Annotated in this window: 17 protein-coding genes; 6 read left to right on the forward strand and 11 right to left on the reverse strand. The window is 61.5% G+C overall.

All coding sequences use genetic code 11. The features are described from left to right. Nucleotides 1-144: 144 nt before the first annotated feature. Nucleotides 145-813 carry a signal peptidase I gene (gene lepB, locus KUA23_RS19140; protein ID WP_252992655.1) on the reverse strand — a complete coding sequence of 223 codons (669 nt, stop codon included), beginning with the start codon at nt 811-813 and terminating at the stop codon, nt 145-147. Nucleotides 814-924: 111 nt separating this feature from the next. On the opposite strand from lepB, the gene KUA23_RS19145 reads away from it, so the two are divergent. Next, nucleotides 925-1488 (forward strand): dihydrofolate reductase family protein, encoded by a 564-nt coding sequence (locus KUA23_RS19145; RefSeq protein ID WP_252992656.1) that lies wholly within the window; start codon nt 925-927, stop codon nt 1486-1488. A gap of 340 nt (nt 1489-1828) precedes the next feature. Here the strand turns inward: KUA23_RS19145 and cysS are convergent, their stop codons facing one another. Continuing rightward, nucleotides 1829-3217 (reverse strand): cysteine--tRNA ligase, encoded by a 1389-nt coding sequence (cysS, locus tag KUA23_RS19150; protein ID WP_252992657.1) that lies wholly within the window; start codon nt 3215-3217, stop codon nt 1829-1831. A gap of 18 nt (nt 3218-3235) precedes the next feature. Then, a complete protein-coding gene (locus KUA23_RS19155; protein ID WP_078050957.1) occupies nt 3236-4936 on the reverse strand; it encodes a glutamine--tRNA ligase/YqeY domain fusion protein in 1701 nt (566 codons plus the stop codon). A 249-nt stretch (nt 4937-5185) separates the two neighbouring features. Between KUA23_RS19155 and KUA23_RS19160 the strand changes: the two genes are divergently transcribed. Both KUA23_RS19160 and lpxH read left to right on the forward strand, forming a co-directional pair. Next, nucleotides 5186-5689: a peptidylprolyl isomerase gene (locus tag KUA23_RS19160; protein WP_078049226.1), complete on the forward strand. Its 504-nt coding sequence runs from the start codon at nt 5186-5188 to the stop codon at nt 5687-5689. Next, nucleotides 5686-6435 carry a UDP-2,3-diacylglucosamine diphosphatase gene (gene lpxH, locus KUA23_RS19165; protein WP_078049227.1) on the forward strand — a complete coding sequence of 250 codons (750 nt, stop codon included), beginning with the start codon at nt 5686-5688 and terminating at the stop codon, nt 6433-6435. The genes KUA23_RS19160 and lpxH overlap by 4 nt, the downstream gene beginning before the upstream one ends. A gap of 155 nt (nt 6436-6590) precedes the next feature. Here lpxH and KUA23_RS19170 read toward each other — a convergent pair whose 3' ends face one another. The 7 genes from KUA23_RS19170 to KUA23_RS19200 all read right to left on the reverse strand — a co-directional run bounded on the left by KUA23_RS19170 (nt 6591) and on the right by KUA23_RS19200 (nt 17550). Further along, on the reverse strand, nt 6591-8120 hold the full coding sequence (locus KUA23_RS19170; protein ID WP_252992658.1) for a DHA2 family efflux MFS transporter permease subunit: 1530 nt from the start codon (nt 8118-8120) through the stop codon (nt 6591-6593). After that, on the reverse strand, nt 8120-9319 hold the full coding sequence (locus tag KUA23_RS19175) for an HlyD/EmrA/EmrK family protein (protein WP_078049229.1): 1200 nt from the start codon (nt 9317-9319) through the stop codon (nt 8120-8122). Before KUA23_RS19175 ends, KUA23_RS19170 begins: the two co-directional genes overlap by 1 nt. Before the next feature lie 15 nt (nt 9320-9334). Further along, entirely contained in the window at nt 9335-10786 is a 1452-nt protein-coding gene (locus tag KUA23_RS19180; RefSeq protein WP_078049230.1) for an efflux transporter outer membrane subunit, read from the reverse strand. Next, on the reverse strand, nt 10783-11256 hold the full coding sequence (locus tag KUA23_RS19185; protein WP_078049231.1) for a MarR family winged helix-turn-helix transcriptional regulator: 474 nt from the start codon (nt 11254-11256) through the stop codon (nt 10783-10785). Before KUA23_RS19185 ends, KUA23_RS19180 begins: the two co-directional genes overlap by 4 nt. A gap of 168 nt (nt 11257-11424) precedes the next feature. Next, a complete protein-coding gene (locus KUA23_RS19190; RefSeq protein ID WP_252992659.1) occupies nt 11425-15108 on the reverse strand; it encodes a translocation/assembly module TamB domain-containing protein in 3684 nt (1227 codons plus the stop codon). Continuing rightward, nucleotides 15108-16835 (reverse strand): autotransporter assembly complex protein TamA, encoded by a 1728-nt coding sequence (locus KUA23_RS19195; protein ID WP_078049233.1) that lies wholly within the window; start codon nt 16833-16835, stop codon nt 15108-15110. The genes KUA23_RS19190 and KUA23_RS19195 overlap by 1 nt, the downstream gene beginning before the upstream one ends. Before the next feature lie 64 nt (nt 16836-16899). After that, the gene (locus KUA23_RS19200; protein WP_078049234.1) at nt 16900-17550 is read right to left on the reverse strand and encodes a GNAT family N-acetyltransferase; all 651 of its coding nucleotides are present in this window, start codon (nt 17548-17550) and stop codon (nt 16900-16902) included. Nucleotides 17551-17719: 169 nt separating this feature from the next. Between KUA23_RS19200 and xthA the strand changes: the two genes are divergently transcribed. Next, entirely contained in the window at nt 17720-18532 is an 813-nt protein-coding gene (xthA, locus tag KUA23_RS19205; protein WP_078049235.1) for an exodeoxyribonuclease III, read from the forward strand. 888 nt (nt 18533-19420) lie between these two features. Next, on the forward strand, nt 19421-20752 hold the full coding sequence (locus KUA23_RS19210) for a substrate-binding domain-containing protein (RefSeq protein ID WP_099492920.1): 1332 nt from the start codon (nt 19421-19423) through the stop codon (nt 20750-20752). Between the two features lie 131 nt (nt 20753-20883). Here the strand turns inward: KUA23_RS19210 and KUA23_RS19215 are convergent, their stop codons facing one another. Further along, nucleotides 20884-22113 (reverse strand): acyl-CoA dehydrogenase, encoded by a 1230-nt coding sequence (locus tag KUA23_RS19215; protein ID WP_078049237.1) that lies wholly within the window; start codon nt 22111-22113, stop codon nt 20884-20886. Nucleotides 22114-22264: 151 nt separating this feature from the next. On the opposite strand from KUA23_RS19215, the gene KUA23_RS19220 reads away from it, so the two are divergent. Further along, nucleotides 22265-23200, forward strand: a complete 936-nt coding sequence (locus KUA23_RS19220) for a LysR family transcriptional regulator (RefSeq protein WP_100490283.1) — start codon at nt 22265-22267, stop codon at nt 23198-23200. The last annotated feature ends 40 nt before the right edge of the window (nt 23201-23240 follow it).

Raw genomic sequence — 23240 nt, forward strand, 5'->3', positions numbered from 1 at the left:
TATCTGGATTCAGGGGCCCTCGTAACATACCCAACTGTAGGAGCCGGCTTATCGGCGATGGCGGCGTGTCAGTCGCCGTCAATATAGCGGATACGCCGCCATCGCCGGCAAGCCAGCTCCTACAGGGGTAATGAGGGCTTGTCCTTACAGGATCGGCGCGCCAAATCTGTTCATGCGTGGCATCCAGTGATCCAGGATCTGCGCCGACGCCAGCACATGATGCGCCCGCCCGATCAGCAGCCGGCGTGGCACAACGCCGATATACCGTGAGTCATCGCTGTTATCACGGTTGTCCCCCAGCATGAAGTAACTGTCGGCCGGCACCACCACCGGCCCGAAATTACGCATTGCCCGCACCGTCGGCATGAACTGCACGGTGCGCTGTCGGTTGGCCGCCCGCTCGTTCAGCTTGATTCCTGGCACCGTATGGCCGGGCAGGATGGGTTCGCTGATGTCCTGCGCGTCACTGTAGGTAGCCGGCACGCCGTTGACCCAGAGCACCTCGTCTTTCATTTCCAGGGTGTCACCGGGTATGCCGACGATACGCTTGATCAGGCGCATGCCGTCCTTGGGTGATGAAAACGTCACCACATCGCCACGTTGGGGGTCATCGAGCTTGGCCAGGGAAATGTCCGTGAGCGGCAGCTTGAGGTCGTAGGCCACCCGGTTCACCAACACCACATCGCCCTCCAGCAAGGTCGGGCGCATGGAGCCAGAGGGAATGGGATTCCAGTCGGCCAGGGACGTACGGAAAACGCCGAAGCACATCCAGAAAATGATTGCGTAACGGTAACGGATCAACCAACTTCGCATACATCCTCGCACGGCAGAAAGGGGCATCAGGATTGTGTCTAGACGCCCGGTTGTTGCACCCGAGGATTAAATGAGTATTAGCGTCCACGCGCACTAAAAGGAGTTTTCGCCATGGATAACCAATGTTCGGTCTTCATCGCAGCCAGCATCGACGGCTTTATTGCCCGCCCGGACGGTGATATCGAGTGGTTGCACCGACCAGAGTACGAAACCGCCGAGCTGAACGGCGTGACCTATGAACGCTTCATCGCCATGGTCGATGCACTGGTAATGGGTCGCAAAACCCTGGAGAAAGTATTGTCCTTCCCCGAGTGGCCCTACGAGGGCACGCCCGTCATTGCGCTGTCCCACCAGCCTCTGCAACTCCCTGCGCACCTGGAGGGCAAGGTCGAGGTCATGGCAGGAGACGTCACCTCACTCGTGGCAACGTTAGCCGAGCGCGGCATGAAGCACCTCTATATCGACGGAGGCCAGACCATCCAGGCGTTTCTTGAAGCGGGCCTGATCGATGAGCTGATCATTACGCGTATCCCGGTTTTACTCGGGCAAGGCGTTCCACTGTTCAGCCAGGTTGGCAGTGAGCGGCAGCTTCACCATGTAGGCACCTACGTGTCGGACAATGGTTTTGTGCAGAGTCGATATCAAGTGACGGCAGGCGCTCACGCCGCGCAATAATGGACTTCTCTGAAGGAACAGACCATGTACCCACCCCTCGCATTGGTTGCAGTCATAGGAAGTCGTAACCGCTCCATCGGCAAAGCCGGCGGGTTGTTGCGAATGGTGCCGGATGATTTTTACGTGAGGCGTGGATCAGCAACTGAATGAAGCAGGCACCGTAAAAAATGTGGGAGCTGGCTTGCCAGCGATAGCGGAATATCAGTCTGCATCTTCGGTGACTGGCACTCCGTCATCGCAGGCAAGCCAGCTCCCACAGTGGATCGAGTGAGCCGTTAAAACGGTGTGCAAAAAAAACGCCCCGAACCAGTCGGGGCGTTTTTCGTTCAGCGTTTACCGATCAAGCCTGATCAGCCAACCGCCACGTCGTCCCACCCTTCCCGTCTTCCAACACCACACCCATCGCGGTCAGTTGGTCGCGGAGTCGGTCGGATTCCGCCCAGTCTTTATTGGCACGCGCAGCCAGACGCGCCTGGATCAACGCATCCACTTCAGCCGCATCCACACGCCCTTCGGCGCCGGCTTGCAGGAAATCTTCAGGCTTCATTTGCAGAACCCCCAGCACGCTGGCCAGTTCTTTCAAGCGCGCCGCCAGACCCGCCGCCGCATCAAGATCGCTCTCACGCAAACGGTTGATCTCGCGCACCATCTCGAACAGCACCGCGCAGGCTTCCGGGGTGCCGAAGTCGTCGTTCATGACTTCGGTAAACCGTGCGACGAAGGCTTCGCCGCCGGCCGGTGCCACGGCTGGCAGGCCTTTCAATGCGTGGTAGAAACGCTCCAGGGCGCCCTTGGCGTCCTTGAGGTTGTCTTCCGAGTAGTTGATAGCGCTGCGGTAGTGGCTCGACACCAGCAGGTAACGCACGACTTCCGGATGGTACTTTGCCAGCACGTCGCGGATGGTGAAGAAGTTGTTCAAGGACTTGGACATCTTCTCGCCATTGATGCGGATCATGCCGCAGTGCATCCAGGCGTTGGCGTAAGTCTTGCCGGTGGCGGCCTCGCTTTGGGCGATTTCGTTTTCGTGGTGCGGGAACTCGAGGTCGCTGCCGCCGCCATGAATGTCGAAGGTCTCGCCCAGGCAGCAGGTGGACATCACCGAGCATTCAATGTGCCAGCCCGGACGCCCGGCGCCCCACGGCGATTCCCAGCTCGGCTCGCCGGGCTTGGTGCCTTTCCACAGCACGAAGTCGAGCGGGTCCTGCTTGGCTTCGTCGACTTCGATACGTGCGCCGATGCGCAGGTCTTCGATTTTCTTGCGCGACAGCTTGCCGTAGCCCATGAACTTGGCGACGCGGTAGTACACGTCGCCGTTGCCTGGGGCGTAGGCATAACCCTTGTCGATCAGGGTCTGGATCATCGCGTGCATGCCCGGGATGTGGTCCGTGGCACGCGGTTCCATGTCCGGCTTGAGGATGTTGAGGCGGGCCTCGTCCTCGTGCATCGCGGCGATCATGCGCTCGGTCAGCGCGTCGAACGACTCGCCGTTTTCATTGGCGCGGTTGATGATCTTGTCGTCGATGTCGGTGATGTTGCGCACATAGGTCAAGTCATAGCCGCTGAAACGCAACCAGCGGGTCACCAGGTCGAAGGCAACCATGCTGCGGCCGTGGCCGATGTGGCAGTAGTCGTACACGGTCATGCCGCACACGTACATGCGCACCTTGTTGCCATCCAGCGGCTTGAAGACTTCTTTGGTCTTGCTGAGTGTGTTGTAGATCGTTAGCACAACGGCTTCCTTAGAGAATCACTGGCCCCACGAATCACGCAAGGTCACGGTACGGTTGAATACCGGCTGACCTGGTTTCGAGTCCTTGATATCCGCGCAGAAGTAACCTTCGCGCTCGAACTGGAAACGGTCTTCCGGCTGTGCGTCGCCAAGCGATGGCTCGGCACGACAACCAGTGAGTACTTGCAGGGAGTCAGGGTTGATGTTGTCGAGGAAACTGGCGCTGTCTTCGGCCTTTTCAGGGTTCGGCGAGCGGAACAGGCGATCGTACAGGCGCACTTCGCACTCGATGCTGGCCGCGGCTGGCACCCAGTGGATCACGCCCTTGACCTTGCGGCCTTCAGGGTTCTTGCCCAGTGTTTCCGGGTCGTAGGAGCAACGCAGTTCGACGATGTTGCCATCGGCGTCCTTGATCGCTTCGTCGGCACGGATCACGTAGCTGCCGCGCAGGCGCACTTCGCCGTTCGGCTCCAGGCGCTTGTAGCCCTTTGGCGGCTCTTCCATGAAGTCATCGCGGTCGATGTAGATTTCACGGGCGAACGGCAGCTTGCGCACGCCGAGTTCTTCTTTTTGCGGATGACGTGGCAGCTCGAGGTGGTCGACCTTGTCTTCCGGGTAGTTGGTGATCACGACTTTCAACGGACGCAGCACGCACATGGCGCGCGGGGCGTTGGCGTCGAGGTCCTGGCGGATACTGAATTCGAGCATGCCAAAGTCGACCACGCCGTCGGAACGGTTGGTGCCGACCATGTCGCAGAAGTTGCGGATCGATGCCGGGGTGTAGCCGCGACGGCGGAAACCCGAGAGCGTCGACATGCGCGGGTCGTCCCAGCCGTTGACGTGCTTTTCATCGACCAGTTGCTTGAGCTTGCGCTTGCTGGTGATGGTGTAGTTCAGGTTCAGGCGGCTGAACTCGTACTGACGCGGGTGCGCCGGTACCGGCAGGCTGTCGAGGAACCATTCGTACAGCGGACGGTGACTTTCAAACTCCAGGGTGCAGATGGAGTGGGTGATGCCTTCGATGGCGTCCGATTGGCCGTGGGTGAAGTCGTAGTTCGGGTAGATGCACCACTTGTCGCCCGTCTGGTGGTGATGGGCGTGGCGGATGCGGTACATGATCGGGTCGCGCAGGTTCATGTTCGGCGAGGCCATGTCGATCTTGGCGCGCAGCACGCGGGCGCCGTCCGGGAACTCACCGGCGCGCATGCGGGCGAACCAGTCGAGGTTCTCTTCTACCGAACGGTCGCGGAACGGGCTGTTCTTGCCCGGCTCGGTCAGGGTGCCGCGGTATTCCTTGGCCTGCTCCGGGGTCAGGTCGTCGACGTAGGCCTTACCGGCCTTGATCAGCTCGACGGCCCAGTCGAACAACTGGTCGAAATACTTCGAGGCATAGCGCACTTCACCGGACCATTCGAAACCCAGCCACTTGATGTCGCTTTCGATGGCGTCGATGTATTCCTGGTCTTCCTTGGCCGGGTTGGTGTCGTCGAAACGCAGGTGCGTGACGCCACCGAACTCCTGGGCCAGGCCGAAGTTCACACAGATCGACTTGGCGTGACCGATGTGCAGGTAGCCGTTGGGCTCTGGCGGGAAGCGGGTGACGATCTGCGTGTGCTTGCCCGAATCCAGGTCCGCCTGGATGATCGGGCGCAGGAAATTGACCGGGACGGCAGGTCCGGCCTTGGCATTCGAGGTAGGGTCGACAGTGGGCTTGCTCATAGGATCCTTGAACAGACAGGTTCGTGGCCGGGTGAGGCCAGATAAAACAAAGGCGATATCATAGCCGATGCTGTCAAGCACCTGACAGGGCAGCACCGAAAACTGCAGCATTTATTGCACAGGCGGTAAAAAACCACCTCGAAATTCCCGCCGGGCACGCTAAACTGCGCCCCTTGGCCGCAGTTTCGCCATACCGGTCGTGGTGCCCAGGCACCCAAACCCACGAATTCCCTGAAAAGAGTAGTGAACATGACTCAAGTCAAACTGACCACCAACCACGGTGACATCGTCATCGAGCTGAACGCCGAGAAAGCGCCGATCACCGTCGCCAACTTCATCGAGTACGTGAACGCCGGCCACTACGAAAACACCGTTTTCCACCGTGTCATCGGCAACTTCATGATCCAGGGCGGCGGTTTCGAGCCTGGCATGAAAGAAAAGAAAGACAAGCGTCCAAGCATCCAGAACGAAGCGGACAACGGCCTTTCCAACGACAAGTACACCGTCGCCATGGCCCGTACCATGGAGCCGCATTCGGCCTCCGCGCAGTTCTTCATCAACGTCGCCGACAACGCCTTCCTGAACCACAGCGGCAAGAACGTGCAGGGCTGGGGCTACGCGGTATTCGGTAAAGTCACCGAAGGCCAGGACGTCGTCGACAAGATCAAAGGCGTGCAGACCACCGGTAAAGCCGGTCACCAGGACGTTCCGGTAGACGACGTGATCGTCGAGAAAGCCGAGATCGTTGGGTGATATTGCTGATTTCAGATTTGCATCTGGAAGAGGAGCGCCCGGATATTACCCGGGCGTTTCTGGATCTGCTCCACCACCGCGCTCGTGGCGCCCAGGCGTTGTACATTCTGGGGGACTTCTTTGAAGCCTGGATTGGCGACGATGGGATGACCCCCTTCCAGCGTTCGATCTGCGAGGCTCTGCGCGAGCTGAGCGACAGCGGCACCCCGATTTTCATCATGCACGGCAACCGCGATTTCCTGATCGGCAAGGCGTTCTGCAAAGCAGCAGGTGCCACCTTGCTCAAGGACCCGAGTGTCGTGCAGCTCCATGGCGAGCCCGTGCTGCTGATGCACGGCGACAGCCTCTGCACCCGCGACGTCGGCTATATGAAGCTGCGGCGCATCCTGCGTAACCCGATTGTGCTGTTTATCCTGCGGCACCTGCCGCTGGGCACGCGCCATAAACTGGCACGCAAGCTGCGCAGTGAGAGCCGTGCACAGACACGCATGAAGGCCAACGACATCGTTGATGTAACCCCCGAGGAAGTGCCCCGGGTGATGCAGCAGTTTGGCGTGCGCACCCTGGTCCACGGCCACACCCACCGGCCCGCCATTCACAAGCTGCAGATTGGCGACCAGGCGGCCAAGCGCATTGTGCTGGGGGATTGGGACAAGCAGGGCTGGGCGTTGCAGGTAGATGAGCAAGGGTTTCAGTTGGCGGCGTTTGACTTCGTCAATCCGCAATTGGCGTTGCCTGGGGCTTGAGCCACCAACACCCCAGATCCCCCGTGAAAAGAGATCAAAATGTGGGAGGGGGCTTGCCCCCGATGGCTGTGGATCTGTCAGCATATTTTTGACTGAGCCACCGCTATCGGGGGCAAGCCCCCTCCCACAGTTGATTGCATTCCAGCCCTTGCGGATCAGTGGCCGGAAGCCTCCGGCCCTGCCTTGGCGCCAAACGGCGGCTTGGCCAGCCACACCAGCAGCATCAACCCCATGAACATCCACCCCAGCAACGTGAAGTAATCCACGGTGGACATCATGTACGCCTGGCTGGTGAGGATCTGGTCCAGCTGCGTGTAGGCCTTCTGCCCTGCCCCGCCCAGCGCCTGCAAGGCATCGCGGGTCGCGGAGTCGTAGGTGGTCATGTTCTCGCTCATGTACGCATGGTGCTGGTCCGCCCGGCGAATCCAGATCCAGGTGGTCAGCGACGCCGCAAAGCTGCCGCCCAGGGTCCGCAGGAAAGTCGCCAAGCCCGCACCGTCGGCAATCTGGCTCGGCGGCAGGTCGGACATCAGGATGCTCAAGGTCGGCATGAAGAACAGCGCCACACCGATACCCATGAACAGCTGCACCAGGGCGATATGCTGGAAGTCCACCTCATTGGTGAAGCCCGCCCGCATGAAGCAGCTCAAGCCAATCGCCAGGAACGCCAGGCCCGCCAGCAGGCGCAGGTCGAACTTGTGCGCGTACTTGCCGACAAACGGCGACATCAGCACCGGCAAGATGCCGATCGGCGCCACCGCCAGGCCGGCCCAGGTGGCGGTGTAGCCCATCTGGGTCTGCAACCACTGCGGCAGGATCAGGTTGATGCCGAAGAAGCCCGCGTAACCGAGGATCAACACGATGGTGCCGATGCGAAAGTTACGGTAGGCAAACAGCCGCAGGTTGACCACCGGGTGTTTGTCGGTGAGCTCCCAGATGATAAACACCGCCAGGGCAATCACCGAAATCGCCGCGCCAATGATGATGAAGTTGGATTCGAACCAATCCAGGTCGTTGCCCTTGTCGAGGATGATCTGCAAGGCGCCGACCCCGACGATCAGGGTCAACAGCCCCACATAGTCCATTGGCTGGAAACTGGTGACCACCGGGCGTTTCTTCAATTGTGAACGCACCACCATCACCGCAAAGATGCCGATGGGCACATTGATAAAGAAGATCCACGGCCAGCTGTAGCTGTCGGTGATCCAGCCGCCGAGGATCGGCCCCGCAATCGGCGCCACCACCGTGACCATCGCCAACAGCGCCAGGGCCATGCCTCGCCTCGCCGGTGGGTACACGGCGATCAACAGCGTCTGGGTCATTGGGTACAACGGCCCGGCCACCAGGCCTTGTATGACCCGAAACGCGATCAGCTCCGGCATCGAGGTGGAAATACCACAGAGGAACGACGCCAGCACAAACAGCAGGGTCGCCCACAAGAACAGCTTCACCTCGCCAAACCGGCGGCTGAGCCAACCGGTGAGCGGCAAGGCGATGGCGTTACTCACCGCAAACGAGGTGATGACCCAGGTGCCCTGCTCCGAACTCACGCCAAGGTTGCCGGAAATGGTCGGCAACGCCACGTTGGCGATGGTGGTGTCGAGCACCTGCATGAAGGTCGCCAGCGACAGGCCAATAGTGGCCATCAACAGGCTGGGTGGCGTGAAGGAGGCGTTATTGCTCATTAGCGTTGCGCAGCCTTGGGTGCGGCGGTGCTGTTGTCATGGATCAACTGGTTGATCATGGCGTCAGCCTCGGCCAATTGCCGGTCATACACGTTGGTGGTGAACGAGGCCTTTTGTGGGGGCTGTTGCGCCAGTACCGGGCCGCTCTGGTCATGCAGGTCCACGTTGACCACGGTGCTCAAGCCCACGCGCAGTGGGTGCTTGGCCAACTCGTCGGCGTTGACGTGGATGCGCACCGGTACACGTTGCACGATCTTGATCCAGTTACCGGTGGCGTTCTGCGCCGGCAGCAGGGCAAACGCACTGCCGGTACCGGCACCCAGGCTGTCCACGGTGCCGCTGAACTTCACGTCACTGCCGTAGATGTCCGACTCGATGTCCACGGGTTGGCCGATACGCATATTGCGCAGTTGGGTTTCCTTGAAGTTGGCGTCGATCCACAGCTGGTTCAGCGGGATCACCGCCATCAACGCGGTGCCCGGCTGGACGCGCTGGCCCAGTTGCACGGTGCGTTTGGCCACGTAGCCAGTGACCGGTGCGATCAAGGTGCTGCGCGCATTGGTCAGGTAGGCCTGGCGCAATTGCGCGGCAGCGGCCTGCACATCCGGGTGGGAACTGATCACCGTGTCGTCCACCAACGCATTGGTGGTTTTGAGTTGCTGCTCAAGGTTGGTCAGGGCGTTTTTGGCCGCAGTGAGGCTGTCACGGGCATGGGACAGCTCCTCCTGGGAAATCGCCCCGCCCTGGGCCAGGGTTTTACGACGATTGAAGTTGTCCTGGGCGGTTTGCACGTCGGCTTTCTGTGCATTGACCTGGGCCTTCATGCCGTCGACGTTGCTGTACAGGCCGCGCACTTGGCGCACGGTACGGGCCAGGTTGGCCTGGGCACTTTGCAGGCCGACAGCGGCGTCGTTCGGGTCGAAGTTGATCAGCACCTGGCCTTCGTGGACCAGGTCGCCATCGTCGGCGCCGATGCTGACCACGGTGCCGGTGACCAACGGGGTGATTTCCACCACGTTGCCGTTCACGTAGGCGTCGTCGGTGCTTTCGTTGAAACGGCCGTAGAGCTCATACCAGCCCCACACGCCGACCACAGCGAGGATGACGATCAGCGCCAGGCCGATCAGCATCACTTTGCGTTTGCGTGGGTTGTTGTCTTTGGGTTGTTCGGTTGCGTTGGTGTTTTCGGCAGTGGCCATGACAAATACCTCAAATTATTCCGTGCGTGTGGCTGGGGTGGTCGCTGCCACGTTGTCGGCGCTGTAGCCGCCGCCCAGGGCCTGCATCAATTGAATCGACAGGTCGATCTGCGCCGCATTCAGGGTCGCCAGTTGGCGCTGGGCCTGCAGCAATTGCTGCTCGATGCTCAGCACATCCAGGTAGTTACCGATCCCGGAGCTGTAGCGCTGCACGCCGGTGTCGTAGGACTGCTGGGCAATGTCCGCGGCGTGTTGCTGGGCCTGGATCTGCCGGCCGGTGTCGCGCAGTTGCGAAAGGGTGTTGCCGATATCGCCCAGGGCTTGCACCAGGGTCTTGTTGTACTGCGCCACTGCAAGGTCGTAGTCGGCGTCACGGGCGTCGAGGTCGGCACGCAGGCGGCCGCCGTCGAAGATCGGCAGCGAGATCGTCGGCGCAATGTTGAAGAAGCGGCTGGCCGATCCGAACATCGCATCCCCCAGCAACGACTCGGCCCCGGCGCTCGCGCTCAGGTTGAGGTTGGGATAGAAGCGGGTCTTGCTCGCATCAATGTTCTTGCCGGCCGCCTCCACACGCCAGCGCGCGGCGATCAGGTCCGGGCGACGGCCAAGCAGCTCGGCCGGCAGCACGGATGGCACCGCGACGGCGCTGGGTTTCAGCACGGCGGGCCGCGCCAGTTCACTGCCCCGGTCCGGGCCTTTGCCAAGCAACACCGCCAAGGCAATCTTGGCGCTTTGCAGTTGTTTTTCCGCGTCGATCAGTTGCGATTGGGCGCTGGCTTCCAGGCTTTCGGTCTGCTGGAACTGGTACTGGCTGTCGATGCCCGAGTTCAGGCGACGCTTGCCCAGGTCGAGCATCTGCCGGGTGCGCTTGAGGTCGTCATTGGCCAGGTCCCGCACGATATGGGCCTGGCCCAGGTCGCTGTAGGCCTTGGCCACGTTGGCGGCCAGGGTCAGGCGTGCCGCCTGCTGGTCGACTTGGGCGGCACGCGCCTCACCCAAGGCAGCTTCCCAGGCAGCCCGCTGGCCGCCCCAGAGGTCGAAGTTGTAGTTGAAGCTGGCGCCGATGTTGCGCACGGTCGAATAAGCATCGCCTTCACCGCGCGGGTCCTGGTCTTTGGCCAGGCGCGAGCGGCTGACACCGGCGCTGGCGTCGAGGGTCGGCATGCGCTCGGCGTTGGCGGCGTAGGCAGCGGCTTCGGCCTGGTGGGCACGGGCGCTGGCGACTTGCATATCGGGGCTGTTTTGCAGGGCTTCCTGGATCAGGCCGTCGAGCTGTGGGTCGCCGAGGCTTTTCCACCAGTCGGCGGTCGGCCAGGCAGCGCTCGACAGGGTCATGCCGCTCAGGGACTTACCGGTTTGCAGGGTGTTGGCGTCGAGGCGTTTGCCTTGGGTGTCGAGGCCACTGTAGTTGGCACAACCGGCCAGTGTCATCGCCACCAGCACCAGGCTGAATGCGCGTGTGTTCATGAGTTACCTACCCGCTGGATGACGATGGCGTCACCGGCTGCGACGAGAATTTTCTTGAGGATTTTTTCCAGGGTTTGCAGCTCGCCAGGCTCCAGGGCGCCGGCCAGCTCGTTCATCGACTGGGCGCCGATGTGCGGCAGCATGTCTGCCAGGCGCTGGCCGTCTTCCGTGAGGACCAGCCGCACCTGGCGCCGGTCCTGCTCGGAACGCTGGCGCGCCAGCAAGCCCTTTTGCTCCAGGCGATCGAGCATGCGGGTCATGGAGCCACTGTCCAGGGACAGGTTGCGGCATAGCTCCGCCGGGGTATCGACGTCGAACTGGGCAATGATGATCAACACTTTGAACTGCGCGGCAGTTACGCCGTGCGGCTCCATATGGGTGTCGATAATGCGGTCCTTGAGCAGCGCCGCCCGGCCCAGGAGCAGGCCGAGGTGGCAGTTGCGAAAGCTGTCAGGGGTGAAGTGGGGCATCGGAAGTCACCTTATTACTGCCTAGGCAGTGAATGTATGACAAGATGTTACTGCTTAGGCAGCGAATGTCAAATGGAATTATTAGCTTGCTTGGTATCTGGCGGACAAACGGCGGGATGCACAAGACTGTAGGCGCCGGATTGCCGGCGCCTACACGGTTGGTGGGGGTTAGAAATCGCGTTTGTAGAAGATGTCCAGGGAGCTGGCCACGCCGCTCGCCACCTCCAGGTACACCTTTTTGCTCAACAGGTAGCGCAAGGCAATGGTACTGGCCGGCTCGAACACCCCCACCCCGTAACGCAGGCTGAGTTTTTCGGTGATCTTACCGCTGGCGACAACAGACGTGTTGTTTCCGGAGCCTTGAGTGTCGAGGTCGAAGTCCTGGATACCCAGCTTAGTGGCAATATCTGAAGTCACTCCAGCACTGCCCATCAGGCCAAGGCCCAAGGCCGCTTCGGCCAGCATATTGTTGTCTTCACCGGTGTTGTTGCGCGAACGTCCCAGCACCAGATAAGACAGCGCATCCTCCTGAGCCATCGCGGGCTCGGAGAAAACCTGCGTGGTCGGCTGTTCGGCGCTGCCACTCAGGCGAATACCTGCAGTCACCGTCTTGGAGGGCTCGGTGACGAGGCGCACCGCCTCAACATCCAGGAACGGTTGATCGAGCGGCCCCGTAAATAGCAGCCGCGCACGGCGCACATCCAGGCGCTGCCCATAGGCACGGTAGCGGCCATCGTTGAGCCAAAGCTCGCCACGGGTGTCGAGGTTGTCGCCGATGTGCACATGGCCCTGTACCTTGGCGGTGAGGCCAAAGCCCGAGAAGTTGAGCTTGTCCTCGCCCACTACCACGTCGATGTCCATGGCCATCGCCATTGGCGGCTTGCCCTCTTCGGTCTGGCCGCCGACGATCACCGTGTCATCGGAGACCTTGACGGTGGACGGCGGCAACTCGCGCACGGTGATATCGCCACGTGGGATGTGCACCTTGCCGGCAACCGCCAGCTTGTCGTTCTTCAGGCTGATCTTCAGGTCGGGCGCCACCTCCAGCACGGCGTAAGGCTCGACCGTGACCGGCAGTTGCGTGCCCTGCAAGCTCAGGTCCACCACCAGCGCCTGGCCCCAGTCAATCTGGCCCTTGAGGCTGCCCTGCCCCACCTTGCCACTGTGCCAGGCGCCGTTGAGCTGCACGCTTTCGCCCGCGATCAGCGCTTGCACATTCAGGCCTTCCAGGCTGATCGGCAGTTCCGGACCGGATACCTCGCCGCCCACCAGGTTCACGTTGCCGTTGACCTGGGGTGCCAGCAAACCACCGGAAATACGGCCATTACCATTGAGCTTGCCGCTGAGGGTTTCCACCATCGGCACAAACGGCCGCGCCACGGAAAGGTCAAGGCCGGCCAGGTTGAAATTGCCGGTGATCGGCTTGTTCTTCGGCAACGGGTTGATTTGCGCCTGCACCATCAATTCACCCAACTTGCCGCCACGGAAGTTGAGCTGCGTGTCGATGCGCTTGGGGTTAAGGGTGGTTTCGAGCTTCAAGGTGTCGTACGGGAAATCCAGCCACTGGTCCTTGTCCTTGACGCGCAGGGTGCCGCCACTGGCGTCCACCGAAACCACGCCTTTGGGGCCGCTGTCCGGGAGGTCCAGTTGCAGGTCGGCGTTGAGCTTGCCCTGCCAGGCAAAATCCTTGGGCAGGAATGCCGCCAGGCTGTCGATGGGGAATTGCTTGAGGTGGTAGCGCAGCTTCGGCTCGGGCATCAGACGCTGGTCTTCGCCACACAGGCTGGCGGGGCCGGACACCCAGCAATGCGCGGCAAAGGTGAGCTTGCCATCGGCCATGCGCTCGATCTTTGCCGGCGCCTGCAGTTTCCAGTCCTGGCCACCGGCCTGTACATCACCACTGGCCAGGCGCCCGCGCCAATTGCCTTTGTCGAGATTGCCGTCCAATGCCAGGGCCAGCTTGACCAATGGGCCGGCCAGGTCCAGTTGGACTTTCTGGTTCTTGATATCGCCCTGGGCGCTGGCCGTCAGGGTGCCGACCTGGGTGTCGCCGGCCTGGATACCGCTGCCCTTGAGGTCGATTTTGGCGCGCTGGGCATTATCCAGGTTGGCATCGAGGGTGAGGCTTTGCAGGCGGTTCTCGGCAAACGCCAGTTGCTGGCCCTTGAGGGCGAGTTTGCCCTGAGGCGCGTTGAGGCTGCCGGCCACGTCGAGCCGGCCATTGACCTGGCCGCGCAACTGCGGCCACAACTGGGCCAGGCGCGCCAGCTTGATATCGATCTGCCCGGCCAGGCGTTGTTGCAGGCTGCCACTGCCGTTGATGCGGTTGTCGCCGAGGCGGATGTCCAGGTTGGCCAGGGTCCACTGCTCGCCCGCGCCTTCGGCCTTGGCCGCCAGCACCGCGGTTTGCCCGCGCAGGCGGCCCTTGAGGTCGAGGTCGGCATTGAGCTTGAGTTGCTCGTTCTTGAACTCGCCCTTGCTGCGCAACGGCCCTGCCAGGGTGCCGGGCAGTTCGGCCACCCAATATGCCGGGTTCAGCGCCGACAGGTCGAGGGCCGTGTCCCAGGCAATGCCATCGGCAAATTGCAGGTTCAGGTGGCCTTCGGCCTTGCCTTGGCCGGCGGTGAGTTTCAGCTCGGGCAGGAAGATTTGCGTGAGGTCGCCACTGAACGGCGTGACCACATTGAACTTGCCCGCCGGGCCATCAAGGTCGGCCTTGAGATTGCCCAGGTAGTTGCCGTCTTTATAGGAAATCTCGCCATTGAACGTACGCAGGGTGACTTGCGGCTCGTCGATCACCGGATAGAGGCGATGCCAGGGGAAGTCCAGCCAATCGATCTTGGCGTCGGCGCTGAAGCCCTGTTGCCAGTCCAGCTGGGCCGTGAGCTTGAGGTTTTGCTTGTCACCGGCATTCAGGTCCAGGCCGGCGATCTGCGCACCCTTGGCGTCGACCTTGCCTTGCAGCAGCAAGTCCACCGGGCCTTTTTCCGCCGGCAGCACGGCTTTGCCCAGCAGTTGGTAGCCACGGCTCAAATCACCTTGGGCGGTGAGGTCGAGTTGATTCAGTTGCAGGGTGTCGGGCAGCTCGGCGCTGGGCTTGAAGCCGTCGGCGGTGATGTGTAATTGCGCTGGGAGGTTTTCCACCAGGGGTTGAAGTTCCCCCGTGAGCTTGGCCGGCAAATAGCCCGTGCTGTCGGCGTCAAGCTTGAGGGTCTTGAGCAGGTTGCCCTCAACCTTGAGCGACACCTTCCAGGGTGCATCACCTGGCGCGTAGGGCAGGCTCAGATTACCGCTGGCGCTCAACGGCCAGTCGCCGGTGGGTTGCAGCAGGCCAGCCAGGTCCAGCACCAGGCCATCGCGCTGCAGGTGCACCGAGTCGATCTGCATACCGGCGGCGGTCCAATGCGCCGCCAGTTGCAGGCCCTTGAGCTCTTCGCTGCCGTTGAACAGTAGGCTACCGACGCGCACGTCGCCCAACTGGATGACCACGGGCAGCTTCAAGTCAGGCAGTGCGATGGGGCCGCTGCTGTCTTCGGTGCTCGGTGGAAATTGCAGGCTGACCTGTTTCACGTCCAAGCGGTCGATGCACAAGGTCATGCGCAACAGGCACGCCGGTGACCAGTCGAACTGCGGCGCCTGGAGTTCGACGCGGCTGCTGTCCTGCTGCCACAGCAAATGGTCGGCGCTCCATTGGCCGCCCAGATGCCCCTGGAAATTGTCGACACTCAAGCCCGGCACGCGTGCCAAGGCCCAGCGGCTGCCCGCCTGGGTGCCGAGCACCGCCCACACTGCCAGTAACAGCACGGCGAGGATGGCCACCAAGGCCAACCCCGCTATTTTCACACCACGCATCACAGCTCAGGCCCCATGGAAAAGTGCAATCGAACGCCACCCGGATCTTCGAGGGCATGGGCCAGGTCAAGGCGGATCGGGCCGACCGGCGACACCCAGCGAATACCGACGCCCACGCCGGTTTTCAGGCTGGGCATTTCCAGGGTATTGAACGAGTTGCCCTGGTCGATAAAGGTCGCGATTCGCCATTTTTCGGCGATGGAATATTGGTACTCGGCGCTCAGGGCGACCATATAGCGGCCACCAATGCGGTCGCCACGGTCGTTCTCGGGCGACAGCGTCTGGTACTCGTAGCCGCGCACGCTCTGGTCGCCACCGGCAAAGAAGCGCAGCGACGGCGGCACCGACTTGTAGCCATTGGTGGCACTGCCGCCCACCTGGGCACGCGCCAGGAAGCGGTGGTTGTCCCACAAAGTGGTCAGGCCTTTGACCATGGCCGTGCCGTAAAGCAGGTTGGTGTCGGACCCCAGGCCTTCCTTGGCCACCTTGGTATCGAATTGCAGGCGGTAGCCATTGTGCGGATCGATACGGTTGTCACTGCGCAGGTAGGAGTAGCTGACCCCCGGCATCACCAGGTTGCTCAGGCCGGAGTCATTGCCCAGGCGATATTCTTCGCGCTGGTACTTGAGCGAGATGACCCGGGTCCAGCCGCTGGGCAACTTGCTGTGCCACTCGGGGCCGAGGGTGAGCAATTTACTCAGGGTGTCGGTGTTGGCGATTTCTTCATTCTGGTAGCCACCGGCGAACCGCAGCTTGTCGGTGAGCGGCGGGTCGAGCGGGATGTCGTACCACAGGCCGACGTTCTGGCGTGGTGCCGACAGCTCGGCTTCCCAGCCATAGCTGTGCCCTTGGGGGTTGACCCAGTGGCGGGTCCAGTTGGCTTTGCCGCGCGGCCCCACGTCGGTGGAAAAACCCAGGCCCAGGCCCATGGTGCGCGGCTTGCGGGTTTCCAGGCGCACAGCGACCGGGATGATGTCATTGCTGGAGGCGGCCGGGGCAGCGTCCACGCGCACGCCTTCGAAAAAGCCGCTGGCTTGCAGGTTCTGGTTGAGTTCGGCGATCAGTTCGGAGTCGTAGGGCGTGCCGCTTTTGAACGGCACCATGCGTTGCAGCAGTTCTTCGTCAAACGGCGTATCACCGGCAAAGCTGACCTTGCCAAGGGTGTAGCGCGGGCCGCTGTCGTAGATGAGTTCGATATCGGCGACACCGGCCTGCGGGTCTACCGAAAGTGTCTGGTGGGTGAAGCGTCCGCTGAAAAAGCCGTAGCGCGACGCCTGGTTCTGGATCAGACGCTTGGCGTCTTCGTAATGGCCGTGGTTGAGCACGGCACCGGATTTGAGGTCGTCGCTGACGGGCACGCGAAAGGCCTTGAGGTCGGCGGCAGGGCCGTCGACCCGAATGGTCACGTTACGCAAATGCACCGGCTCGCCGGGGTCGATGGTAAGGATCAGGCGCGGGTTCTTGCCGCCCTTCACATCACTTTCGATCTGTGGCTGATAGAAACCCAGCGCCTGGGCGGCTTTGCGCGCCTGCTCCTCGGCGCCACGGCTGAACCGCAGCAGGGCCTCTTCATCACGATCACCTACCCCGCCGATATAGCCTTCGATGTTGGCTTTCAACGCGTCGTTTGAAGGCTTGATCCGCACGTCCAATTCGCTTTGCGCAAACGCGCCGCAGCTTGTGAACAGCAGAACCAAGCCGCTGGTAAATCTTCCTGGAAACTTCATAGGCGCGGATGCTACACGAGCTGGGGAGAAACTTAGAACTCAGACAATTCTGAAAAATTCTGCGCTAAGCCGTTGCAGCATGTAACGGCTGGGGGTTCGGATGAAAAAACACGTGTTCTAGGATGGGGCCTATAGCGACTTCACCAATTTCCTCGTAGCCCTGACGTTTATAGAACTCCAGGTAGCGTGAATTGCCCGTATCGAGCACCACACCGGCCGAGTGCGGGTCTTCGGCGCACCAGTTATGCACGGCCTCCAGCAACTGCTCGCCATAATGCTTGCCTTGGAATTGCGGGTGAATCCCCAGCAATGGCAACACATGCACCGACTCACTCGGCAGGCATGCCAGCACTGCATGATGGTAGTCGAGGTAGCGCCGCGTCCCGCGCACGCCAGTGCTCAGCCACATGCGCAATTGCCAGGCCCAGCTCTCGGTGATGCCCAGGCGCCGTTGCGGAGGCGCAATCAGGGCGATGCCGATCAGCCGGTCGTTGACGAACAGGCCAATGGCCGGCAGTTTCTGAAAGAAATGCTGCTTGACCAACTCGCGCACGGTGGCGCGTACCCGCTGCTCGTAACCCGAGCGCTCGGCTTCGAAAATGTAGGCAAAGGTCGGCTCGTGACGATAGGCCTGGTACAGCAGTGAACGAGCCTCGCGGGAATAGCCGCTGTTGAGCAGGCGGATTTCGGCAATGGCAGTCGAGGTGTCAGGCATACAATCAATCTCCCTGGGCACCGCTCAGGAGGCGGCGTTCTTATGGGTACGAACCCACGCAGCACGAGTCGTTCCCAGACATTAGCAGCGCATCTGGCCTACCGCCACGCTGGCCCCCGTCCGACTTGTCCGCTAGCATCGCCCTTTTGCCAGGACTGGACAGCCGACCATGAAAATCGTCTCCTTCAATATCAACGGGCTGCGCGCCCGCCCTCATCAGCTGGCGGCGCTGATTGAAAAGCACCAGCCCGACGTGATCGGCCTGCAGGAAACCAAGGTCCACGACGACCAGTTCCCCCTCGCCGAAGTACAGGCCCTGGGCTATCACGTGTACTACCACGGGCAGAAAGGCCACTACGGCGTGGCGCTGCTCTCGCGCAAAGAAGCCTTGAGCGTGCACAAAGGTTTTGCCAGTGATGAAGAAGACGCCCAGCGCCGCTTCATCTGGGGCACCTTCGCCGACGAGAACGGCCACCCGGTCACCATCATGAACGGCTACTTCCCCCAGGGCGAAAGCCGCGACCACCCCACCAAATTCCCGGCCAAGCAGCGCTTCTATGAAGACTTGCAGCACCTGCTGGAAAGCCAGTTCAGCAATGACCAGGCACTGGTGGTGATGGGCGACGTAAACATTTCCCCGGAAGACTGCGACATCGGCATCGGCGCCGACAACGCCAAGCGCTGGCTCAAGACTGGCAAGTGCAGCTTCCTGCCAGAAGAACGCGAGTGGATGGCCCGCCTGAAAAACTGGGGCCTGGTGGACAGCTTCCGTCACCTCAACCCGGACGTGGCCGACCGCTTCAGCTGGTTCGACTACCGCAGCCGCGGCTTTGAAGATGAGCCCAAGCGCGGACTGCGGATCGACGTGATCCTGGCCTCCAACGGCCTGATGCCGCGCGTCAAGGACGCCGGAGTGGACTACGACCTGCGCGGCCTGGAAAAGCCATCGGACCACGCGCCTATCTGGCTCGAATTGAGCTGACAACACCGTCCAGCCAGGTAACTACAGAACGCTGTAGCAGCCACGGTAACCACGGTAACCACGATGCGAAGCGAGCCGCTCTTGATCTTGATTTTGATCTTGATCTCGCTTTTGATCCTAGGCGCCCCATCAAACACGCTGGCCGGAATTCGGCAGGGATTTGGGGGGTAAACCGGCAGGGATGCCGGTTTAGCCGCCCCGCGCCATGGATGGCGCGTGGCGGCGGCCCCCCAAATCACTGTCGAATTACGGGCACACCGAGCCTAGGCGAGGTGCCGAGTGTTGGGGCAAGAGCCCTTTGGTTACTTTGGGGCTTTTCCAAAGTGACCCGCCGTAAGGGCGGAACCCATAGAAGCCGTTACCCAAATAACGGATATGTACCCGGTCTGATCCAATATCCTGGTCGGCTGTCAGGCCGCCTTCGCAGGCAAGCCAGCTCCCACATTTTTGGATCAAGGGGTGACAGTTAGATTGTGGTCGGCTGTCAGGCCGCTTTCGCAGGCAAGCCAGCTCCTACATTTTTGGATCGCGGGGGGGGACAGTTGGAGAGTGGTCGGCTGTCAGGACGCTTTCGCAGGCAAGCCAGCTCCCACATTTTTGGATCGCGGGGGGATAGTTGGAGAGTGGTCGGCTGTCGGGCCGCTTTCGCAGGCAAGCCAGCTCCCACATTTTTAGATCGCGGGGGGACAGTTGGAGAATGGTCGGCTGTCGGGCCGCGTTCGCAGGCAAGCCAGCTTCCACATTTTTTGGATCGCGGGGTGACGGTTAGATTGTGGTCGGCTGTGAGGCCGCCATCGCTGGCAAGCCAGCTCCTACCGTTGAGTCATATTTATGCAACCTGCCTGACTTATTCTCGCAGCACTCCCTTTGGCTTGAGAAGGTGGCGGCATGAGGCTGCGCGTTCTGTTCCTGCTGACCCTGTTACCCCTCGTTTCTGTTGCTGCCCCCCTACCCGCTCCCGACCAAGGCCCCGCATTGCGCATCCAGGGTTCCAACACCATTGGCGCAGCGCTGGGTCCCGCGCTGGTCAAAGGCTTGATGGAGCACCAGGGCCTGCAGGCCGTGCACAGTGAGCCGGCCGAAGGCGCCAATGAACAGCGCGTGGTCGGCAAGACGCGCCAGGGCAAGACCGTCACCATCGAGGTCGCGGCCCATGGTTCCAGCACCGGTTTCACGGCGCTGAAAAAATCCACCGCCGACCTGGCGGCTTCGTCCCGCCCGATCAAGGACAGCGAACTGGTCGACCTCGAACCCCTCGGCGACCTGAAAAGCCCCGAAGCCGAACAGGTGATCGCCATCGACGGCCTGGCGATCATCCTTAACCCGCAAAACCCGTTGAACAGCCTGAACACCGAGCAACTGGCGCAGATCTTCAATGGCGAAGCCAGTACCTGGGAGGCCGTGGGCGGCGTCGGCGGGCCGATTCAGGTGTACGCACGTGATGACCAATCCGGCACCTACGACACCTTCAAGGACCTGGTGCTGCGCCTGCGCGGCAAACCGCTGGCGCCCTCCGCCAAGCGCTTCGAGTCCAGCGAGCAGTTGTCCGATGCCGTCAGCCGGGATCCCCAGGGCATCGGTTTTATTGGCCTGCCCTACGTGCGCCAGGCCAAGGCGGTGGCGATTGTGGATGGCGACTCACAACCCATGTTGCCGCTGAACAGCTTGATCGCCACCGAGGATTACCCGCTGTCCCGCCGCTTGTTCTTCTACCTGCCGCCGTCGGCGCGCAACCCGTGGGCCAAGGCACTGGTGGACTTTACCCAGAGCAGCAAGGGCCAGGCGATTGTCGCGGCCAGCGGGTTTATCGCCCAGCAGGTGCAGGCGATCGCCGTGGAGCCCCGTACTTCGATGCCCGAGGACTATCAGGCTATCGCCCGCGAGGCACAGCGTCTGACCGTGAATTTTCGCTTCGAGGAAGGCAGTGCGAGCCTGGACAACAAGGCGCGCCAGGATCTGCAGCGGGTGGTGGCGTATATAAAGAGCCATGGCAAGCTCGACAAACAGGTGTCGCTGGTGGGCTTTGGTGATGCCAAGGATGACCCGCAGCGAGCGGCGCTGCTGTCGAAGTTGCGGGCGATGGCAGTGCGCCGGGAGTTGGTAAAAAACGGTGTGGTACTGCGGGATATTCGCGGGTTTGGCGCGCAGATGCCGGTGGCGGCGAATACGGCGGATGAAGGCCGGATCAAGAATCGGCGAGTGGAAGTTTGGGTGTACTGAGCATTGGGTTTTGTGTTGCTGGTACTGGCCTCATCGCGGGCAAGCCCGGCTCCCACAGTTGACCGAGTTGTTCAGGAGAACACGGTCAACTGTGGGAGCCGGGCTTGCCCGCGATTGCAGGCGACGCGGTGTTACTGGCCGCTGCGCATCAGCTCTTTAGGCACATACTTGCCAATCTCGAACTTGCCGATCGCTGCGCGGTGCACTTCGTCCGGGCCGTCGGCCAGGCGCAGGGTACGTTGCATGGCGTACATGTAGGCCAGCGGGAAGTCGTTGGACACCCCGGCACCGCCATGAATCTGGATCGCGCGGTCGATCACCTTCAAGGCTACGTTCGGCGCCACTACCTTGATCTGGGCGATTTCGCTTTTCGCCACTTTGTTACCCACGGTGTCCATCATGTACGCCGCCTTCAGCGTCAGCAGGCGCGCCATGTCGATTTCCATGCGTGAGTCGGCGATCTTGTCGATGTTGCCGCCCAAGCGGGCCAGTGGTTTGCCAAACGCGGTACGGCTGACGGAGCGCTTGCACATCAATTCCAGCGCGCGCTCGGCCATGCCGACGGAGCGCATGCAGTGGTGGATACGGCCTGGGCCAAGACGCCCCTGGGCAATCTCAAAGCCACGGCCTTCGCCCAGCAGTACGTTTTCGTACGGTACACGCACATTGTCGAACAGCACTTCGGCGTGGCCATGGGGCGCGTCGTCGTAGCCGAACACCGGCAGCGGGCGCACGATTTTCACGCCGGGGGTATCCACGGGTACCAGGATCATCGAGTGCTGCTGGTGGCGCGGCGCATCCGGGTTGCTCAGGCCCATGAAGATCAGGATCTTGCAGCGCGGGTCGCAGGCGCCGGAGGTCCACCATTTCTTGCCGTTGATCACCCACTCGTCACCCTGGCGCTCGGCGCGGGCGGCCATGTTGGTCGCGTCCGAAGATGCCACGTCCGGCTCGGTCATGGCGAACGCCGAGCGGATTTCGCCGCGCAGCAGCGGCTCCAGCCAGCGTTGTTTCTGCTCTTCGTTGGCATAGCGCACCAGCACTTCCATATTGCCGGTATCGGGGGCGGAGCAGTTGAACGGCTCCGGCCCCAAGAGGGAACGGCCCATGATTTCAGCCAGCGGCGCGTATTCAAGGTTGGTGAGGCCGGCGCCCAGTTCGGATTCAGGCAGGAACAGGTTCCACAAGCCTTCGGCTTTAGCCTTGGCTTTCAACTCTTCCATGATTGCGGTGGGCTGCCAGCGGTCGCCTTCGCTGACTTGGCGTTCGAACACCGGCTCGGCCGGGTAAACGTAAGCATCCATGAACGCAGTGACGCGTTCACGCAGTTCCTGAACCTTGGGCGAATAGGCGAAATCCATGAGCAGCTCCCTTCTCTGAGAGGTTGTTTAGGTCATGCAATCGATGCTAGAACAGCGTTGATAATTTACCTAGCCTATTCTCGGCGTGTATTAACATTCATCACCGATATATGATCGACGTATGGCCACCTAACAATAAGAGCGCTACGAAATGAATCTGAGCAAGGTCGACCTCAACCTGTTTATCGTCTTTGACGCGATCTACACCGAAGCCAACCTGACCCGCGCCGGGCAGATTGTCGGCATCACCCAGCCGGCGGTGTCCAACGCGCTGGCGCGTCTGAGGGAAACCTTCAACGACCCGCTGTTCGTGCGTACCGCCCAGGGCATGGTGCCCACGCCCATGGCGCAGAACATCATCGGCCCGGTGCGTAATGCGCTGTCGTTGCTGCGGGTTTCGGTGCAGGAAAGCCGCATCTTCAACCCGCAACAGGCGGCCAAGACCTACCGCATCAGCATGACTGACCTCACCGAAGCGGTGATTCTGCCGCTGTTGTTCCAGCGCTTGCGCCGCCTGGCGCCGACGGTGGTGATCGAGAGTTTCCTGTCCAAACGCCGCGAGACCACCAAGGAACTGGCCGCCGGGCGCCTGGACTTTGCCGTGGATGCGCCGTTGAACACCGACCCGCAGGTGCGCCACGTCAAGCTGATGGAAGACCGCTACGTATGCGCGATGCGCAAGGGCCACCCCCTGGCCAGCAAGGACAAGCTGACCCTGGATGACTACCTGTCGCTGACTCATATCCATATCTCCAGCCGCCGCAACGGGCTGGGCCACGTCGACCTGGCCCTGGGCAAGATGGGCATCCAGCGCAAGATCGCCCTGCGTTCCCAGCATTACCTGATGGCCTCGCAAGTGTTGCAGCAGACCGACATGGTCATGACCGTGCCCGAGCGCTTCGCCCGCCGCCACGAACTGCACTGGTTCAACCTGCCGGTCAACGACGTGCCGCCGGTGGAAACTCACCTTTACTGGCACGAAAGCACCGACCAGGACCCGGCGAACCGCTGGATGCGCGAGCAGATGATCGAGCTGTGCCAGCAGGTGACGGCGCACGAAAAGAAACTCGACAAACAACAATCCTGAGATTGCCCTCCCTGTAGGAGCCGGCTTGCCGGCGAAAAAC

The organism is Pseudomonas pergaminensis (genome assembly GCF_024112395.2).
Taxonomy (GTDB): Bacteria; Pseudomonadota; Gammaproteobacteria; order Pseudomonadales; family Pseudomonadaceae; genus Aquipseudomonas; species Aquipseudomonas pergaminensis.

What these genes read in the sequence shown, in the direction of transcription:
- lepB (WP_252992655.1), bottom strand. Translation starts at nt 813, where the DNA reads ATGCGAAGTTGGTTGATCCGTTACCGTTACGCAATCATTTTCTGGATG.
- KUA23_RS19145 (WP_252992656.1), top strand. Translation starts at nt 925, where the DNA reads ATGGATAACCAATGTTCGGTCTTCATCGCAGCCAGCATCGACGGCTTT.
- KUA23_RS19155 (WP_078050957.1), bottom strand. Translation starts at nt 4,936, where the DNA reads ATGAGCAAGCCCACTGTCGACCCTACCTCGAATGCCAAGGCCGGACCT.
- KUA23_RS19160 (WP_078049226.1), top strand. Translation starts at nt 5,186, where the DNA reads ATGACTCAAGTCAAACTGACCACCAACCACGGTGACATCGTCATCGAG.
- KUA23_RS19170 (WP_252992658.1), bottom strand. Translation starts at nt 8,120, where the DNA reads ATGAGCAATAACGCCTCCTTCACGCCACCCAGCCTGTTGATGGCCACT.
- KUA23_RS19175 (WP_078049229.1), bottom strand. Translation starts at nt 9,319, where the DNA reads ATGGCCACTGCCGAAAACACCAACGCAACCGAACAACCCAAAGACAAC.
- KUA23_RS19180 (WP_078049230.1), bottom strand. Translation starts at nt 10,786, where the DNA reads ATGAACACACGCGCATTCAGCCTGGTGCTGGTGGCGATGACACTGGCC.
- KUA23_RS19185 (WP_078049231.1), bottom strand. Translation starts at nt 11,256, where the DNA reads ATGCCCCACTTCACCCCTGACAGCTTTCGCAACTGCCACCTCGGCCTG.
- KUA23_RS19190 (WP_252992659.1), bottom strand. Translation starts at nt 15,108, where the DNA reads ATGCGTGGTGTGAAAATAGCGGGGTTGGCCTTGGTGGCCATCCTCGCC.
- KUA23_RS19195 (WP_078049233.1), bottom strand. Translation starts at nt 16,835, where the DNA reads ATGAAGTTTCCAGGAAGATTTACCAGCGGCTTGGTTCTGCTGTTCACA.
- KUA23_RS19200 (WP_078049234.1), bottom strand. Translation starts at nt 17,550, where the DNA reads ATGCCTGACACCTCGACTGCCATTGCCGAAATCCGCCTGCTCAACAGC.
- xthA (WP_078049235.1), top strand. Translation starts at nt 17,720, where the DNA reads ATGAAAATCGTCTCCTTCAATATCAACGGGCTGCGCGCCCGCCCTCAT.
- KUA23_RS19210 (WP_099492920.1), top strand. Translation starts at nt 19,421, where the DNA reads ATGAGGCTGCGCGTTCTGTTCCTGCTGACCCTGTTACCCCTCGTTTCT.
- KUA23_RS19215 (WP_078049237.1), bottom strand. Translation starts at nt 22,113, where the DNA reads ATGGATTTCGCCTATTCGCCCAAGGTTCAGGAACTGCGTGAACGCGTC.
- KUA23_RS19220 (WP_100490283.1), top strand. Translation starts at nt 22,265, where the DNA reads ATGAATCTGAGCAAGGTCGACCTCAACCTGTTTATCGTCTTTGACGCG.